Source organism: Bacillus sp. 05T22 (assembly GCF_056396765.1).
Map to the genome: position 1 here is coordinate 12,393 of NZ_JBFTMC010000068.1, position 18,145 is coordinate 30,537.

Genomic DNA, 18,145 nt, shown 5'->3' on the forward strand with positions numbered 1-18,145 from the left:
CTGTCATTTTCTTTTTAGACATAAAAATCAAAGAAATTTGTCAGAAATTACTTCAAACTGTTGAAAGCATTGTGAATACTAGTATAATAACAAGGAGAGCGTATTGGAAAGGGAAGAAGTAAAATATGCAAAAAATTAAAATTGTTACAGACTCAACGGTGGATTTATCACAAGATGTGATTCAAAAATATGATATTCATGTTATTCCATTGTCGATTTCTGTAAATGGAAAAACATACTTAGATCGTGTAGATTTACAGCCGGATGAATTTATTGAAGAAATGCAAAAATCAGAAGAATTACCAAAAACATCACAGCCAGCAGTCGGATCGTTTGTTGAAATGTATGATCGTTTAGGGGAGGACGGTAGCCAAGTTCTTTCCATTCACTTAACGCATGGTTTAAGTGGGTCAGTTGCAACAGCTAATACTGCAGCAACGATGACAGATACGAAAGTTACAGTGGTAGACTCATTGTTTATTACGCATGCTTTATCATATCAAGTAATTGAAGCAGCAAAAATGGCGAAGGAAGAACGTTCTTTAGAGGATATTTTAAAGCGTGTTGAAGAAGTTCGTAAAAATACTCGTCTATTTGTAGTTGTTGATACGTTAGAAAACCTTGTAAAAGGCGGTCGGATTGGAAAAGGAACAGCTATGATCGGATCTTTATTAAACATTAAGCCAATTGCAAGTATTGATGACGGTGTATATAATCCTGTCGCGAAGGTACGCAGCCAAGGTCAAATTGTGAAAACATTGATAAAAATATTTGAGGAAGATATAGCTGGTAAAACAGTAAAGGCGGTAGCTGTACCACATGCGAAAGCATTACCATTAGCGCAAAAAATGAAAGAAGCAGTTGAAAAAATTAGTGGATTTACACAAACGGACATTTTTTACACAACGCCTATAATTAGCACACACACTGGTGTAGGGGCAATCGGATTTTCATATTTTGCTGAATAGAAAAAGAGCTACTTGAGGGTAGCTCTTTTTATCTTTTCATCTACAGCAACATTTTAAATGAATGAGACTATTTAGGAGTGAGGAAGAAGTTCTATTAACTGAGATGTTATAACTGATTGTAATAGACAATGATAATCGTGATAATGGCGCTTATTGAAATCATAAAGCGTCGTTGTAAATACTCCCTCATATAATATTCCTTTCTCCTTTTATCGGTTCTTATATGAACAGAAAATCAGTAGTTCATTAAAGCCTTAGTTTATAATATGCATAAAAGGGGAAAGGGATTTATAATTTTGCGTGTTCCTTTATAGATTCTTTTTCCTCAGAGGGCATTTTTTCTGGAAAATACGTTTGACCAAGAAATAATACGTGAAGTTGTTCCCAAGATAACATACGTAAATTCCAGTTGTTACGAAGTCGGGTAATCGCTTCTCTAGGTGTCTCATCAGCAAGTGCAAATGTACCGTAATGCATTGGAATGAAATGCGTTGCTTTTACGTCTAAAAAGGCTTGCACTGCTTCCTCGGGGGAAACATGTGATATTTTCATAAACCATTCTGGTTCATATGCACCAATAGGCATTAAGGCGATATCAATAGAAAATCGGTTGCCAATTTCTTTAAATCCTCGGAAATAGCCACTATCACCACAAAAATAAATTGTTTCATCTGTTGTACTATTATCGATAACCCATCCACCCCAGTGGGAAGTATTCATATCAAACAATGATCTTCTTGTCCAGTGCTGCGCCGGTACGAAGTGAAATGCTACATCATTAATTTTTGTGAATTCCCACCAATTATATTCTTCTACTCGCATAAACTTTTTTCTTGTAAATAACTTTTTTAATCCAGTAGGTACTAAGTATAGAACATCTGAATTCAATTGACGAAGTGTGGAAAAGTCCAAATGGTCATAATGACCGTGTGAAATGAGGACAATATCAATCTTAGGTAATTCCTGTAATGTAAGGCCAGGATTCGTTAGCCTCGGTACAAGCTTTATTTTCTTTGACCATACTGGATCTGTTAAAATGTTGAGCCCGTTTGTTTGTATAAGGAATGTTGAGTGACCTATCCATGTAATTGTTGTTTTTTCAGTGTTCGTTCGTAAAAACTGGCTACTCTTTACAGGTGATTGTTCTACTAGATAAGAAAAATCTTTTTTGTTTTGTTTTCGTTCTTTACGCCAACGTAAAAAAGAACGAAGTGGTTTTTTTGTACTAACATTATCCATGTTTTCATAGCGGTTTGCCATGAACATCACCTCATTTAAAATCTTTGTAGTTGTATTGTATCGAAATGTTGTAAAGGAAAAAAGTGAGGGAAATTGATTAACGATTAAAAAATTGTAAAAAATAGTGTGGATATCTTTACAAAGCGAGTGACTTATTGAAAATTATTGTGTAAAGAGACAGGAAGGAGATAATTTTAGTAAACAATGAAACAGTTGTCTAGTAATTCGCTCGAAAATAGGAAGTAACATACCTAAATTCGTACGATTTCGTGAACAAATGGGCTAAACAATTTTCGCATAGTGTTTACTTTTGTTATGATAAACATGTCATACATAAATTTAGGAAAGAGAAGAGAGGTTTGAAAATGAAGCGTTATCAAAAGCTGATTGGTCTCATAGTTGTTTTTTGCTTCTTTATACTTGCAGGATGCGGCTCAGGATCAAAACTCCGTAAACCATTAAATTGGGATTTAGAAACTTTTCAATACATAAATCAAGATGGTAAGAAGTTTGGTACAAAAGATTTAAAAGGGAAAGTATGGGTAGCTGATTTTATGTTTACCAATTGTCAAACGGTTTGTCCTCCGATGACTGCGAATATGGCAAAGTTGCAGAAGATGGCAAAAGAGAAAAAGTTAGATGTTCAATTCGTTTCGTTTAGTGTAGATCCTGAACTTGATAAGCCAGAGAATTTGAAAGCATTTATACAAAAGTTCACAGAGGATACAAGTAATTGGAACTTGTTAACTGGTTACTCATTGGAGGATATCACGAAATTTTCAAAGGATAATTTCCAATCGCTTGTAGATAAACCAGAGAATGGGCAAGTTATCCACGGAACATCGTTTTACTTAGTCGATCAAGAAGGCAAGGTAATGAAAAAGTATAATGGAATTAGCAAAACACCGTATGAGGACATTTTACGTGATATGGAGCGACTCTTGAAATAAAAGAAGGATGCCCAGCATCCTTCTTTTTGTATATGGAAAATATATATATAATGGTTAATCTATGGATAAAATATCGTGCTGTTGTGGAAGTTTTGGAGCGCGGATTTCTAAAATGCCATTTTGATAGGAAGCTTTTGTACTTTTTTTCTTAATTAAATATGGAAGCTTAATCATGCGAGAAGCTCCTGACATGGATCGCTCACGGCGATAGTAATTATGTGAAACTTCATCTTTTGTTTCTTCCATGATTTCTTCAGTAACAGAGATTTTTAAGTATTCACTTTGAATTTCTATTTGGATTTGTTCCTTTTGAACGCCCGGGAGTTCTGCTTTTATGACCAGTTCTTCTCCAGTTTCATATAGGTCGACAGGGAATGTTAATAAGCGGTTTCCTTTTTGAAAAAAGTGATTCATATCCGCAATTACATCACGTAATGGCGTTTGTTCAAAAAAATCATCAATTTGTTTTAAGTAACTACGAATTGGTGGACGAGACGAAGATTCTTTTTTTTCATCACTCATGTTTTTGCCTCCTAGAAATCAATTTGCAATATCATATGACAAATGTGCGCAAATGTGAGTGCCTATTTTTCATGTTTACACAAAAAAATTGGGTAAAATGTGAAATAGAGTGATTTTTTTATAGTTTTTATCGCCATATCGAGTTGATTATGCTAGTATAAATAGGGTTGATATAGTAGTATAGAAACAGAATGAAAACTGAAAGAGGGTAAGAAGTATGTGTGGTTTTGTAGGATGTTTATGTGAAAACCCTAGAGAGTTTTCAGAAACAGAAAAACATCAATTTGAAAATATGAATACGATTATTTTCCACCGTGGTCCAGATGACGAGGGATATTTTCGTGATGAACATGTACAATTTGGCTTCCGCCGTTTAAGTATCATTGACTTAGAGGCAGGACATCAGCCGCTAACTTATGAAAATGATCGATATGTAATTATTTTTAATGGTGAAATTTACAACTATGTAGAATTACGTGAAATGCTACTTGAAAAAGGTGCAACATTTGCAACGCAATCTGATACAGAAGTTATTATCGCATTGTATGCACACATGAAAGAGAAATGTGTAGATTACCTACGTGGTATGTTTGCATTTATGATTTGGGATCGTGAAGAAAAGAAACTTTTCGGTGCACGTGACCACTTCGGTATTAAGCCGCTATATATCGCGCAGCAAGGTGATACAACATTCTTTGCATCTGAAAAGAAAAGTATCATGCATGTTATGCAAGATAAAGGGGTAAATCCAACTTCTCTGCAACATTACTTTACGTATCAATATGGACCAGAACCAGAAACATTAACTGTTGATATTAATAAAATCGAACCTGGTCATTATTTCGTAAAAGAAATCGGTAAAGAGATGGAAATTCATCGCTACTGGAAACCATATTTCAATGCTTCAAGTGCGACAAAAGAGGAGCACATTCAAGCGATTCGCGACGTATTGTATGATTCTGTAAAAGTTCATATGCGTAGTGATGTACCAGTAGGTTCATTCTTATCTGGTGGTATCGATTCATCTATCATTGCGTCTATCGCAAGAGAAATGAATCCAAATCTTCTAACATTCTCTGTTGGTTTCGAACGCCGCGGCTTTAGTGAAGTTGATGTAGCAAAAGAAACGGCAGAAAAGTTAGGCGTTACAAACCATAGTGTCTTCATTACAGCGAAAGAATTCATGAACGAATTCCCAAAAATTATTTGGCATATGGATGATCCTTTAGCTGATCCAGCTGCTGTACCGTTGTACTTTGTAGCAAAAGAAGCGCGTAAGCATGTAACAGTAGTTCTTTCTGGTGAAGGTGCGGACGAGCTATTTGGTGGATATAATATTTATCGTGAACCAAACTCGTTAAAAATGTTCTCTTATATTCCTACTCCAGGAAAAAGTGTCTTAAAAGCATTAAGTGGAGCATTAAAAGAAGGATTTAAAGGGAAAAGCTTCTTAGAACGTGGATGTACACCAATTGAAGAACGCTACTATGGTAATGCGAAAATCTTCCGTGAAGAAGAAAAAGCTGAGTTAATGAAGTATTACAATGAAAGTGTTAACTATATGGATATCACGAAGCCATTGTATAATGAAATTAAAGATTATGATGATGTAAGCAAAATGCAATACATCGATATGTTCACATGGCTACGCGGCGACATTTTATTAAAAGCTGATAAAATGACGATGGCAAATTCATTAGAACTTCGTGTGCCATTCTTAGATAAAGAAGTGTTTGACGTTGCGTCTAAAATTCCAACAGAATTAAAAATCGCAAATGGAACAACAAAAGCAATTTTACGTGAAGCAGTGCGCGGAATCGTTCCAGATCACGTGTTAGATCGTAAAAAGCTTGGATTCCCTGTACCAATTCGTCATTGGTTAAAAGATGAAATGCATGACTGGGCTGTTAATATTATTAAAGAAAGCAAAACAGAGCATTTAATCGACAAACAGTATGTATTAAACTTACTGGAAGCACATTGTGCAGATAAAGGCGATTATAGCCGTAAAATTTGGACAGTACTTGCATTTATGGTATGGCACCAAATTTATGTTGAGCATAAATATGATACAAATGAGTTTCATGAAGAAACAAAGCGTGCGTATAGCTTAGTATAAAGTGAAACTGGCATCCGCCACTGATTATTAGCCCACCAATAGTGGGATAAATAAGAAAACCTTAAGATTGCATACGATCTTAAGGTTTTTTTCATAAATACGTATTGTAGTTGATACAATAATAATAAAAGGATGGACAAAATATGATTACGTTTGAAAAAGTGAGTACAGAAACAAAAAAAGTTGTTGAAGAAATGTTTGCTTCTCATGGTTTGAATATAAAGGAAGTTCAATATTGTATAAAAATTGATGATACATATATTGGTGTAATTGATTATACCGTTCAAGGTGAGCGTGCTATATTATCTAATTTAATAATTCATTTTGATTATCAAGGTTACGGATATGGAACGAACACTTATTTTACATTTGAAGAAATGATGAAGAGTAGAGATATGAAAGATATCAAGGTGTTACAAGGGGATCTAACTAAACAAGCTAAATCTTTTATAGAGGGACTCGGCTTTATATGGAACGGTGAAATGTACATAAAACGCTTCTAAAAGGAAAGAAGTTAACTAAGGAAAGAAATGAATATAAGGCAGGTGGATGTATGACGATGACGTCTGGTTTTTTACTAATAGGGAGTTGTTTTATAGGAGCAGAACTATGCCAAATTTTCATCCGGAAAATGATGCGTAAAAAGCGTAAACCGTATGAATGGCAATACATTCCGGTATTTTTTATTCTGTTTTTTACTTTGTATGTATTACAAAATGCAATCCACTTTCCACCGATATTGAACATTTTTTTGAAGTTTGGCTTAATATATAGTGGCAGTGGAATGGCTATTCTATTTTGTTTGTTTTGTATACGGCATGTTCATTATCAGTCGTACATATTTATTTTAAATTGGCTCAATCGAGATGATGGAAACCGCCTTACATAAGGTGGTTTTTTTGTTTGTTTTGTAACCAAATTTTTATGTTGTACATAAAATAGGACGAGCATAAATATAAGCTCTATTAAATATAGAAAGGAAATGGTATATGAAGCTAGTTATAGATGCAGGTCATGGTGGATACGATTCCGGTGCTGTTGGAAACGGTTTGGTTGAAAAAAATCTAACACTTCAAATTGCTAAGCGTGTTCGAGATATTTTACTTGCAAATTATGCAATTAATATTAAGATGACGCGCGATAGTGATGTCTTTATCTCATTATCAGAACGTGCAAATATTGCTAATTCTTTCGGAGCAGATTTTTTCATCTCATTTCATATTAATAGTGGCGGTGGAACAGGTTTTGAAAGTTATATTTATAATGGACTATCAGATAGCAGTTCTGCAGCAGCCAAGCAACAAAAGATGCATGCAGCAGTTAATCCTGTTTTAACGAAATACGGTTTGCGTGATCGTGGTGCAAAAAAGGCCAATTATGCAGTACTAAGGGAAACAGCTATGGATGCTTTATTAACAGAAACAGCTTTTATTGATACAACATTTGATGCAAATTTATTAAAAAATCCGCAGTTTATAGAAGATTTATGCCAAGCATATGCAAGAGGAATTGCTGTAATCTTAGGATTAACGGCAAATCCAAACCCACCAAATCCAGAACCGCCAAGTCCAGCTCCTCAAACGATAGGAATAGCCTATATTCGAGGAAAGAACGTGAATTTAAGAAGCGGCCCATCAACATCATCCTCAGTGATTCGTCAGTTGAATTCTCCAGAATCGTATGTAGTTTATCAGGAAAGTAACGGTTGGCTAGATTTAGGGACAGGCCAATGGATATATAATGATCCATCGTATATTGATTATGTGAAATACGGAAATAGTGATGGAAGTCCGATTGGAGTGGCGAATATTCGAGGGACGAATGTGAATTTAAGAAGCGGTCCATCRACATCGTCTTCAGTTATTAGAAAGTTAAATTCTCCAGAATCCTATTTAGTATACGCAAATGAAAACGGTTGGCTAAATCTAGGAGGAAATCAGTGGATATATAATGATTCATCTTATATCAAATATGATCAATATTAAAATATAAAAGATTATCAATAGAATTGAATGACACCCTGCCTTGAATGTCTTGCAAACAGAAGAACTTAGAGGGAGGGCTTTTTGTGAGAAAATAATATATTAAAATTATAGACGTGCTAATTGGACTTATCATTGTAATAGCTATGCAATTCGTGTTGAAAAGGGCAAGTCAAAACATGTGTTATGCACATTATGTATTGATTGAAGTGACAATTACTTTTGTTAAAACAGAAAATTCTTTATATTTAATGCGAATAAGTTGTAAAATGAAAATAATTATTAGGAAAGGAGTGGTAATATGGCAACAGGTGTTCATAAAGATTGGATTTTGTTTAATGGAAGAATTGTGAATACGAAGAAAGAACAGCCAATGGTTGCATTAGAAGAGCGAGGTTTACAATTTGGTGATGGTATATATGAAGTGTTTCGTTTATATAATGGGAAACCTCACCTACTAGATTTACACTTAGAAAGATTCTTTAAATCTATGAAGGAAATTCATCTTGTTCCACCTTTTACAAAAGAAGAATTAATTGAACAACTTCAGCAATTAATTGAGAAAAATCAATTTCAAGAAGATGGGAATGTGTATATTCAAATTTCAAGAGGCATGCAGCCACGAAATCATGTATATGAATCAAATCTAGAGCCAACTTATTTTGCAAACATTGTTTCATTCCCGAGACCGCTATCTCTATTGGAAAAGGGAATAAAAGTAACAGTGGAAGAGGATATTCGCTGGAAGTTTTGCCATATCAAATCTTTAAATCTTCTTCCTAATATTATGATTAAGAATAAAATTAATGAAGAAGGGTATCAAGAAGCGATATTAGTTCGAGATGGAATTGTAACAGAAGGATGCCATTCGAATTTCTTTATTATAAAAAATAATAAAGTGATTACGCACCCAGCGGATCAACTTATTTTACATGGAATTACTCGTCATCATGTCATTTCATTAGCAACAGCTCTACATATTGAAGTAGAAGAGCGAGAGTTTTCATTACAAGAAGTTTACGAGGCAGATGAGTGCTTCTTTACAGCAACGCCCCTTGAAATACTCCCTGTCATTCAAATTGGAGACGGATCATTCGGTAATGGTGAACGGGGACCTGTCACAAGGAAGTTACAAGAAGCTTATGAAGAAAGCATCGCTACCTTTAAAGTAATAAATTGAATGCGCAAGAAAAATGAAGCTGGTATTCCTCCAGCTTTTTTTCGTGATATAATCAAGCATAGGACAATTTTTGAAAACGCTATAAAAGGGGATTTTATGTATATGAATTATGAAGCATTTAAAGAAGTAATTCACGGACGACGCAGTGTTCGGAAGTTTACAGAACAAGAAGTATCTGTTGGTGACATAGAGGAAATTATTGATTGTGCTCGTTATGCTCCAAGCGATACGAACTCGCAAACGTGGGAATTTATTGTTATTATGAATCGGGATAAAATTAAAGAAATTGAGCAAATGACATGGGATGCTTTACATAAATTGGCTGAAAAAGCAACGGGAAAAGGAGAAGAAAAAGCAGGAAAATTACTTACGCGTTCGTTTGGACCGTATGCAACTGCTTTTTCTGATGCACCGGTTTTAATCGTATGTTTAGCTACACCATATGAGTCAAAGTTTCGTGAAAAAATATTTGATCCAATTGACTTCGTTCCAGATTCAGTATGGGAAGAAGAGGGGATTAAGAGTAGTTGTTTAGCTGCGCAAAATTTAATGTTAGCAGCATATGCAAGAGGTCTTGGGACTTGCCCGATGACAGGGCCGGTGTTATTAGCTCAAAATGAACTGCGACAATATTTACAAATTGAGCCTGAGAAACAAATTAATATGGTAATTTCGCTAGGGTATCCAAAAGATAAACCGAAGAAACTTGCTCGAAAAGAAGTAAAAGATATTACAAAGTTTATTTTGTAGGATGCTATGTAAAAAAGACATCGGATGTACCGATGTCTTTTTTATGAAGTAGATTTGTTAATTAATTTTTAGGCTTTTATTGTTCAACAAAATAATCAAATTTGATTTTATACTGATTGTAATCTTTTAAACCATACACGATTTGTTTCTTGCTATCGATTAAACCTTTCAACAGATTAGAATCTAATACACAGTATGAAACATCTATAATTATTCAACATGAACCTTCTCACAATATGATTTGTTATGAAAAGAACCTTTGTACTAGATTCACTACAATTTAAGATTTTCTTCTGTGACAAGAATTTTTTCTAGACTGGAATAATTTTTAGTGATAATGGGTTAAAATGGAGAATAAGAAGAAATTTCTAATTATCTCTTGAAAAAATTAATGATGTTAAAAAAGAAAGTATGGTACAGTAATGATGAGCAGAATGTTTGTTCACGGAAGTTTAAAAAAACTGAGCTTAGAACAGATAGTTATTTCTGTATAATAAATAAAGAATAAATGTACAGGGGGGATGAATTTTGAAGAAATTCATAATCGCTGGATTGTCTGCTTTGTTATTAGTAGGGTGTAGTGTACCAAAAGCAAAAGAAGAAATAGAGTCTCAACAAGAAGAACAAGTTGTTAATGCAAGTGATGAGAGTGTAACTCCTTTTCCTGAAGGGGCAACTCCAATTGGTGAAGGGAAAGTAAAGGTAATCACACCAGATGGTACTTCTGAAAATGGTAAGATACCAACTGTATTTGTAAAGAAGGACACTCTAATTCAGCAAGTTGAATTAGAACTTGTCGATTTTCAAAATGATAAAGAAACATTCGTATTCGTAGATCGTATATTTGAAGATAAACATCATGTTACTAGCATGACGCAGACAACAGTAGAATTAAAACAAAAAACGTTAGAGAYAGGGTATCATACAATAACTGCAATTCAATTTCAAAATAATGATCCAGCGGGAAAAGTTATTAACTTTGTACAGGCTAAATTTGAAAATAAACCTGCATCTTAAAATAGCTAACACGTTATATGTAACAAAAAGTACATTACTGAAAAAGTAATGTACTTTTTTGTTTTGTATGTTTTTCATGAAATAAATGAATTGATTGTCAGGCGAAAAGGCTCTACTGAATTATAATAGAAAGAAGAATTAGCACAAATTATCAAAAAAATTATTGGTGAATGTATAAAATATTCTTATAAGGGAGGGGAAGTGGAAATGGATTACTTTGAAAGAATACAAAATTCTATTGAATTTATTGAAGGCAACCTACAGGACAGACTTAATGTTGTTAAAGTTTCTTCGCAATCTTGTTTTTCTCCATTTCATTTTCAAAGGCTTTTTCAAGCAATCACAGGTTTTTCTGTACAAGAATATATAAGAAACAGAAGGTTATCTGAAGCTGCTATTTTATTGAGGGAAACAAAAAAGAATATATTAGAAATTGCGATTAATTTTCAATATAACTCCCAAGAGGCATTTACACGTGCATTTGTAAATTATTTTGGAATGACTCCTGCTAAATATCGAAAGTCAGAAATCGCTTTACATTTACAAGCTAAACTGAATTTGTTTGACCATAAAAAGGAGAGGAAGGGAGACTTGATTATGAATAAACCTACTATTGTACAATTAAATAAAAGGAATATTATCGGTGTTGAATATAAAACCAATCTAAACAATGAAAAATACTTTGAGGAAATTCCAAAATTTTATTTTGATTTTGGAAGTAATGAATATTATTTAAGAATTCCAGAGAAAATTGCACCTAATATGTCATATGGTATCGCATGTAATTTTCATGATGATGGTAACTTTTCATTCATTATTGGAGAAGAGGTACAGGGGAGTGCTGCGGAATTAGACAATGGATTTGTCAATTTTGAAATTCCGGAAGGTAAATATGCTGAATTTAAAATAAATGGCTCGGYTGATTTAGTTCAAAATACGAGAAGATATATTTATGGCACATGGTTACCAAACTCGAATTATGAAAGAAGAGAAGGACCAGATTTTGAAATTACCGATGTATTGCAATCAATATATCCAAATCAAATGAAAGTGATAATATATATACCAGCATCTTGTAGCGATTACGAAGCAGTATATTGAAAACGGAGATTATGTTGTGTTTGCCATTGATAAACATGAAAAAAATGATTCCTATCATCCTGAGACACAATTATTTCCGCCACATAATATAGCGGGAACAAAAGGAAGAGATTTATACGGAGAGTTACAAAAGGTGTATGAAAAATATCAAGATAATGAGAATGTATACTATATGGACAAAACACGTTATAGTGCTTTTGCTGGAACGGACTTAGAAATGAAACTAAGAGAACGTGGCGTACAAGAGGTTCATCTTGTTGGCGTATGTACGGATATTTGTGTTCTCCATACAGCCGTGGATGCTTATAATAAAGGATTTCATATAGTTGTACATGAAAAAGCAGTGGCCTCTTTTAATGAACAAGGACATGAGTTTGCGATTGGACACTTTAAGTCTTGTTTACATGCTGAAGTGCAGTGAAGAGAAACAAAAAATGAGAGTGATGTAAAAAGAGACCTTTAAAATAGAGGCCACTGAAAAAGTCCACTTCATAAGAAAAAGGAGTCCATCACCTACTATATACAGGTGATGGACTCCTTTTTTTCAACATATTGATAAAATGCGTGTTATTTTTTCAAAGCAAACACTTTTTCAGTGCCTTCTTAAAATAAAAGGTCTTTTTTTATATGTTCTGGTACTTTATCCCGCATTAACGGGCAGTAAGACCCCCACCTCAAGATTCAGAGAGAAACGAGGAAGATAGGCGGGGGATCAACTGTCCGTAAAAGCCCGTTTGGTGAGGGCTAATAATCAGTGGGGGATGAAGAAAACCCCCACTGATTAAAGTTTCATTTTATATGGATACAACTTATTGCTGAATTAGTTTCTTAATGAAAGGACTAATACTTTCTGGTAATTGATTCAAGTTGAAGAATTTTACTTCTAAAGATTCAGTGCCATCAGCTTGTAAAGTTCCGCCTTTTATCTCTTTACACATATAAGCGATTGTGATGGGATAAAACTCATCCCCGTTCGGTAATTTTACAAAAAATTCTTTTSCGGAAAAAACACCTACTAAGTTAAGCTTTCCAATTTCAATGCCTGTTTCTTCGAGGACTTCTCGTCTTCCTGCATCTTCTGTTGATTCACCTAATTCAATACATCCGCCAGGAACTCCCCAAATACCATTTCGTCTTTTTTGAAGTAAAATTTGTCCCTGATCATTTAAAACGGCTACTGCAACACCTGCTAAATTAAGTGGTCGTGGACCGATGATTTTTCGTAAATCTTCAATATATCCCATAGTAACCTCCAAAAGTAATAAGAGTTTTATATTCCAAATTATGTATTCCATCCTGTATAGATATTCTCCTTGTTTTTTATTGGATATTAATATTGCAGAAATGAAAATTTCACTGACTATTTGATATAATAAAGACAGAAAGAGAGAATCTTTCATTCATTCACTGTTTCACATTAAATAATGTGGATCAAGAAAACGTTGTGGCAGCATTTAAAGACGGTGTTCTTACTGTCACATTGCCTAAACTAGAAGAAGAAAACATAAATCGAAAAGTGATTGATATAGAGTAAAGAAGCTGATACATTCAGCTTCTTTTTTAAATTTATAGTTTTTAGAAATTTCTCAATGTTATAATGGTAGTTGGTGATGAACATGAACTATGATGAAAAGCAAATGCGACGGTTAGAGGCGTTAAAAGAAATTGCAGAGTTGTTAAATGAGGTAACTGATTTACAGGAAATGTTAGAAAAAGTATTACATACATTATTGCAAGTTATGAATTTACAAACAGGCTGGATCTTTTTTATTGATGAAAAAGGAACACATCGTATGCTTGTTGATAGGAATTTGCCACCAGCACTCACATGGCGGGAAAAGAAACCGATGTGTGAAGGAGATTGTTGGTGCGTGAATCGATTCGTAAATGGACGTTTAGAAAAGGCGACAAATATCATTGAGTGTAAACGAATTGAAGATGCTATTGAATATAATTGGGGAGAGACGGAAGAGATTACACACCATGCGACGATTCCTCTTCGGGCTGGGGCAGAGAAGTTTGGTTTATTAAATGTTGCTTCACCTCATAAAACGCATTTTTTAGAGGAAGAACTAGCATTATTAGAAGCAATTGCATTTCAAATTGGAACAACAATACAACGAATTAAGCTAGTTGAGAAAGAACGCAAATATGTAGTTGTAGCGGAAAGGAATCGACTCGCTCGTGATTTACATGATTCTGTAAAACAATTACTATTTTCAATTATGTTAACCGCTAGAGGTACTCTTGACATGACAAAGAACAAAGAACTGCAAGAGATGCTAAGTTATATAGGAGAATTATCACAAGAAGCACTGCAAGAGATGACATTATTAATTTGGCAATTACGGCCAGAAGGATTAGAAAAAGGGCTTGCAGAAGCAGTGCAGAATTATGGAAAGCTGTTAGGTATTCAAGTAACAATTCGAATTGATGGGGTTATTTCAATTGGTGATGAAATAGAAGAAGTGCTGTGGCGTGTGAGCCAGGAAGCGTTACATAATTGTAAAAAACATGCTTCATGTGAGAGGGTATCTGTTAGCTTGAAAATAGAAAATAATAAGTTGCACTTTCAAATTGAAGATGACGGCATTGGGTTCGTTAGAGAAACAGTAAGAGATTCAGCACTTGGTTTGAAAAGTATGAAAGAACGAATTGAATTGATGAAAGGAACATTTCGAATAAGAACGAAACCGGGACAAGGAACAAAGATTGAGATTCAATTACCAGTTTGAAAGGGAGTAACACATTGAAAATTAAACTATTACTTGTAGAGGATCATCATATTGTGCGGAGGGGACTCGTATTTTTCTTAAAAACGAAAGAGGAGTTTGAAATTATAGGGGAAGCAGAGAATGGAGAAGAAGCGTTAGAATTTGTTCGAAAAGAAAGACCAGATGTAGTATTAATGGATTTATCAATGCCGAAAATGGATGGAATTGAAGCGACGAAAAGATTGAAGCAATATGATGCGACAATTAAAATCCTTATGTTAAGCAGTTTTTCAGAGCAAGATTACGTTCTTCCAGCGCTGGAAGCTGGTGCGGATGGTTATCAACTAAAAGAAGTACAGCCAGATCAACTTGTTGCTTCTATTATTGCTGTATATCAAGGCAATGCAAATTTCCATCCGAAAGTAACGCCTGCTTTGTTAGGACGACCGGCAGTGAAAGAGGAGAAAAAAGATAGTTTTTCTATGCTGACAAAAAGGGAAAAAGAAGTACTGTGTGAAATTGCGAAAGGAAGAAGTAATAAAGAAATAGCAGCAGAGCTTCATATTACAGAACAGACAGTTAAAACACATGTTTCAAATGTACTTGCTAAATTAGAAGTAGATGATCGGACGCAAGCGGCTTTGTATGCTGTGAAAAATAATGTTGTGTAGGAAACGGGTTATGGGGGACAAAGTTAAATTACAATAGTATAGGTCAAAACTGTCGAAATCTGGTTATTCCAATGGAGCTATACTTGTTGCAAGAAATGATGAAGTGTTACTAAGTGATGCATTTGGTATGGCAAATTTCACATTGGAAAAGTGGTTTCAGCACTTCGAAATCAGTTCGGCGGACACGCTGTTGTAAAGAATAATTAATTGATATATCAGGAACTCATACGAAAGTATGAGTTCTTTTTGTATTTCTCATACTATTTTCTCAAAGCTTTTCCCTCTTTTTATTGTTTTTTGTATAGAATTTTCTGATAGTATAGAGGTAGAACTTAAAACAAAGGGGCGAAATAAACATGAAATTAGTTGTAATTAACGGAACACCACGTAAATTTGGTAGAACACGTGTCATTGCAAAATATATTGCTGAACAATTTGAAGGAGAGTTATATGATTTAGCAACAGAACAATTGCCTTTATATAACGGAGAAGAATCACAACGTGAATTAGAAGCGGTAACAAAATTAAAAACATTAGTGAAAGAAGCTGATGGTGTTGTCCTTTGCACACCTGAATATCATAATGCAATGAGCGGTGCGCTCAAAAACGCATTAGATTTCTTAAGCAGCAGTGAATTTGTCCATAAACCAGTTGCACTATTGGCGGTTGCAGGCGGCGGAAAAGGCGGTATAAACGCGCTTAATAGCATGCGTATTGTCGCGCGAGGCGTATATGCGAATACAATCCCAAAACAAGTTGTATTAGACGGGTTATACGTGCAAGATGGTGAGCTTAGTGAGGATGCAAAACCATTAATTCATGATCTTTTCAAAGAGTTAAAAGCATATATGGGTGTCTATAAAGAAGTGAAGAAGCAATTAGGGGTTGAGTGATAATTTTTTAGAGGGCAATGTTCTATTATTCATTGCCTCTAGCACCTTTACGAAAACGCTTTCGAACAATAGTAGTTCGTAGAATAGTAATGTAAATAGGAGTGATTTTAATAAAAATGATTATATGTACGGAAATTAAGGTGGTGAATAAGGTTGATTACACATTTTTCAGAGTTGAAATTACAAACAGTATCTATTCAAGGGGTAGAACAAGTGTATGCAAAGCGTCTTGGGATTCCAATTTTATCAAAAACGAATAAACAAATAAGTTTTAAATTAACTCCATATGTTACATTAGTTTTTGAAGAAGCATATGAACCAATTTCGCCTGCTCATTTTGCTTTTCAAGTACCATTCTCAAAGTTCTACGAAACAGCAAAATGGATTCAAGAATCGGGTTTGCTTGTTGTAAGGTGGGAAGATGGTCATGAAATTGATGAAGAGGATAGTCGGTTAAATTTATATTTTCGTGATGGAGATGGAAATCTTCTTGAAATTATTGCACATAAATATATTGATGAAGGTATTTTAGTTCCGTATACACCTTTAAATATTCTATATATAAGGGAAGTAGGTTGCCCAGTTGAAAGTGTACCTACATTTAGAGAGTGGTTAAAATCCAATTTATACATGAAAACATTTGGAGTTGGTGAAATTTTTAACTTTGTAGTTGGTGGAACGGCTCATGTTGTTGCAAGCTGGAAGAGAAGGCCTTGGATTCCGATTGCAATGAAAGCTTTGCCGCCGAAAATGCATATTTCATTTGGGACGTCGAGTCTTGAGTTCATTCAAAGGGTTCAGAAACATATAAGACAAAACGATGTACCATTTCATTTTCATAATAATGAAATATCGTTCGTTCAAGAAGGGTATTCTTTTTCTATACAACATACTCCGCATTTTAAAGCTGATATTCCCAAAAAGTTGAACTTACCACTTTCTATTTAAGTAATATTTTTTGAGTTGTTATTATTGGATGTGATTTTAATAAATAGTTAGAAAATCATGACATATATTTAAAAGGAAGTATTCTAAAAACAGGTATTTTGACGTGTGTTCAAAACACCTGTTACTTACTTCATTTGATTGTCATATACACGTTAATGATTTGGATACATTTCTTGCAAAAAACTGACAGATTGTTTAATTAGCGCTTTTAGAACATTAATATCAATATCTGCTAATTTATTAATGTATATACACGCCTTTCCAGATGTGTGTTTTCCAAAGTCTTTTAATAGTTCTTCTCGCTTAGGATCACCAGTTGCAAAATATAAACTAATTTTGGCCTTGCGAGGGGAAAAGCCTACTAATGGAGCATCTCCTTCATGACCAGATGTATATTTATAGTGGTATGTACCAAATCCAATAATGCTAGGTCCCCACATCTTTGCTGGATAACCTGTTGTTTCAGTAAAGATATCTAATAACTGATATGCGTCTTCTCGTTTTTTTAGGCTGTCAACATTTTCAATAAACTCGATTACACTATTGTTGGTTTCTGTTGTTTTGAGTTTATACATAATAGAATTGTCCCCACTTTTTTAGATATAAGTTTTATCACATATTTCATTATAATACATAGTTTGAATCAAAGTTACAGAATCTCATGTATGCTTAAAAGAAATAAAAACTTTTGAATAAAAGTTTACTTTCTTTTTTCATCAAAAAATAAAAGACGATTTCACATTAATCGTCTTGCATCCTTATAAATAATACAAAATTATTTTATTTCATCTAGCTTATCTTTTTTTCTAAGTAAATTGGTTTTTGTTATATCTCTAGAGATTATAAATAAAAATAAGTTAACCAAAACTAAAATGACATCTATACAAATGACCCAAGAATCACTTTTTATAAAAGAATTAGTCAAAACCAATATTAATAAGCTAATTCCTGAAATTAAACGTACTTTGTTTTGTTCTATTTTCAGCATAAAATCATCTCCTTTTAACTATACTACAATATTCTTAATACATTTAATATATATATATATATATATTAAATTATACGCATGTAATAAATACACTAAATGTAAC

At 33.9% G+C, this 18,145-nt stretch carries 20 protein-coding genes and 1 pseudogene; 16 read left to right on the forward strand and 5 right to left on the reverse strand.

From position 1 onward, the window contains the following. The first annotated feature begins 125 nt into the window (after positions 1-125). A complete protein-coding gene (locus tag AC1DIT_RS18610; RefSeq protein WP_016131390.1) occupies positions 126-968 on the forward strand; it encodes a DegV family protein in 843 nt (280 codons plus the stop codon). A 288-nt stretch (positions 969-1,256) separates the two neighbouring features. Here the strand turns inward: AC1DIT_RS18610 and AC1DIT_RS18615 are convergent, their stop codons facing one another. Continuing rightward, entirely contained in the window at positions 1,257-2,228 is a 972-nt protein-coding gene (locus tag AC1DIT_RS18615) for an MBL fold metallo-hydrolase (RefSeq protein WP_016131391.1), read from the reverse strand. Positions 2,229-2,572: 344 nt separating this feature from the next. On the opposite strand from AC1DIT_RS18615, the gene AC1DIT_RS18620 reads away from it, so the two are divergent. After that, positions 2,573-3,157, forward strand: a complete 585-nt coding sequence (locus tag AC1DIT_RS18620; protein ID WP_016131392.1) for an SCO family protein — start codon at positions 2,573-2,575, stop codon at positions 3,155-3,157. 54 nt (positions 3,158-3,211) lie between these two features. On the opposite strand, the gene AC1DIT_RS18625 is transcribed toward AC1DIT_RS18620, so the two are convergent. Then, entirely contained in the window at positions 3,212-3,679 is a 468-nt protein-coding gene (locus AC1DIT_RS18625) for an Hsp20/alpha crystallin family protein (RefSeq protein WP_016114708.1), read from the reverse strand. Between the two features lie 217 nt (positions 3,680-3,896). Between AC1DIT_RS18625 and asnB the strand changes: the two genes are divergently transcribed. The 9 genes and pseudogenes from asnB to AC1DIT_RS18670 form a co-directional block, all read left to right on the forward strand. Beyond that, the gene (gene asnB / locus AC1DIT_RS18630; RefSeq protein ID WP_003197399.1) at positions 3,897-5,798 is read left to right on the forward strand and encodes an asparagine synthase (glutamine-hydrolyzing); all 1,902 of its coding nucleotides are present in this window, start codon (positions 3,897-3,899) and stop codon (positions 5,796-5,798) included. Between the two features lie 143 nt (positions 5,799-5,941). Further along, positions 5,942-6,301, forward strand: coding sequence for a GNAT family N-acetyltransferase (locus AC1DIT_RS18635; RefSeq protein WP_016131393.1), 360 nt, complete (start codon positions 5,942-5,944; stop codon positions 6,299-6,301). Positions 6,302-6,357: 56 nt separating this feature from the next. Then, a complete protein-coding gene (locus AC1DIT_RS18640) occupies positions 6,358-6,687 on the forward strand; it encodes a hypothetical protein (RefSeq protein ID WP_016114711.1) in 330 nt (109 codons plus the stop codon). A 100-nt stretch (positions 6,688-6,787) separates the two neighbouring features. Beyond that, positions 6,788-7,783 (forward strand): N-acetylmuramoyl-L-alanine amidase, encoded by a 996-nt coding sequence (locus tag AC1DIT_RS18645; RefSeq protein ID WP_016131394.1) that lies wholly within the window; start codon positions 6,788-6,790, stop codon positions 7,781-7,783. A gap of 298 nt (positions 7,784-8,081) precedes the next feature. After that, the gene (gene dat, locus AC1DIT_RS18650) at positions 8,082-8,960 is read left to right on the forward strand and encodes a D-amino-acid transaminase (protein ID WP_016131395.1); all 879 of its coding nucleotides are present in this window, start codon (positions 8,082-8,084) and stop codon (positions 8,958-8,960) included. Positions 8,961-9,062: 102 nt separating this feature from the next. Continuing rightward, on the forward strand, positions 9,063-9,710 hold the full coding sequence (locus AC1DIT_RS18655) for a nitroreductase family protein (protein WP_033671151.1): 648 nt from the start codon (positions 9,063-9,065) through the stop codon (positions 9,708-9,710). Between the two features lie 528 nt (positions 9,711-10,238). Then, entirely contained in the window at positions 10,239-10,727 is a 489-nt protein-coding gene (locus tag AC1DIT_RS18660; RefSeq protein ID WP_476998342.1) for a hypothetical protein, read from the forward strand. A gap of 207 nt (positions 10,728-10,934) precedes the next feature. Then, entirely contained in the window at positions 10,935-11,828 is an 894-nt protein-coding gene (locus AC1DIT_RS18665; protein ID WP_476998343.1) for an AraC family transcriptional regulator, read from the forward strand. Then, positions 11,803-12,249: pseudogene (locus tag AC1DIT_RS18670) on the forward strand (cysteine hydrolase family protein); the annotation flags it as partial. The gene AC1DIT_RS18665 and the pseudogene AC1DIT_RS18670, both read left to right, overlap by 26 nt. Before the next feature lie 388 nt (positions 12,250-12,637). Here the strand turns inward: AC1DIT_RS18670 and AC1DIT_RS18675 are convergent. Continuing rightward, positions 12,638-13,072: an NUDIX hydrolase gene (locus AC1DIT_RS18675; RefSeq protein WP_476998344.1), complete on the reverse strand. Its 435-nt coding sequence runs from the start codon at positions 13,070-13,072 to the stop codon at positions 12,638-12,640. Positions 13,073-13,200: 128 nt separating this feature from the next. On the opposite strand from AC1DIT_RS18675, the gene AC1DIT_RS18680 reads away from it, so the two are divergent. The 5 genes from AC1DIT_RS18680 (at position 13,201) to AC1DIT_RS18700 (ending at position 17,054) form a co-directional block, all read left to right on the forward strand. Then, complete coding sequence (locus tag AC1DIT_RS18680) at positions 13,201-13,362, forward strand: Hsp20 family protein (protein ID WP_255255007.1); 162 nt, start codon at positions 13,201-13,203, stop codon at positions 13,360-13,362. Between the two features lie 82 nt (positions 13,363-13,444). After that, positions 13,445-14,563 carry a GAF domain-containing sensor histidine kinase gene (locus tag AC1DIT_RS18685; RefSeq protein ID WP_016131398.1) on the forward strand — a complete coding sequence of 373 codons (1,119 nt, stop codon included), beginning with the start codon at positions 13,445-13,447 and terminating at the stop codon, positions 14,561-14,563. Between the two features lie 14 nt (positions 14,564-14,577). Continuing rightward, a complete protein-coding gene (locus tag AC1DIT_RS18690; RefSeq protein ID WP_016114721.1) occupies positions 14,578-15,213 on the forward strand; it encodes a response regulator in 636 nt (211 codons plus the stop codon). Between the two features lie 356 nt (positions 15,214-15,569). Next, the gene (locus tag AC1DIT_RS18695) at positions 15,570-16,106 is read left to right on the forward strand and encodes an NADPH-dependent FMN reductase (RefSeq protein ID WP_016114722.1); all 537 of its coding nucleotides are present in this window, start codon (positions 15,570-15,572) and stop codon (positions 16,104-16,106) included. Positions 16,107-16,259: 153 nt separating this feature from the next. Further along, entirely contained in the window at positions 16,260-17,054 is a 795-nt protein-coding gene (locus AC1DIT_RS18700; protein ID WP_016114723.1) for a VOC family protein, read from the forward strand. Positions 17,055-17,206: 152 nt separating this feature from the next. Here the strand turns inward: AC1DIT_RS18700 and AC1DIT_RS18705 are convergent, their stop codons facing one another. Then, positions 17,207-17,629 carry a DUF1801 domain-containing protein gene (locus tag AC1DIT_RS18705; protein ID WP_016114724.1) on the reverse strand — a complete coding sequence of 141 codons (423 nt, stop codon included), beginning with the start codon at positions 17,627-17,629 and terminating at the stop codon, positions 17,207-17,209. Between the two features lie 200 nt (positions 17,630-17,829). Then, positions 17,830-18,042: a hypothetical protein gene (locus AC1DIT_RS18710; RefSeq protein ID WP_016114725.1), complete on the reverse strand. Its 213-nt coding sequence runs from the start codon at positions 18,040-18,042 to the stop codon at positions 17,830-17,832. Positions 18,043-18,145: the final 103 nt, after the last annotated feature.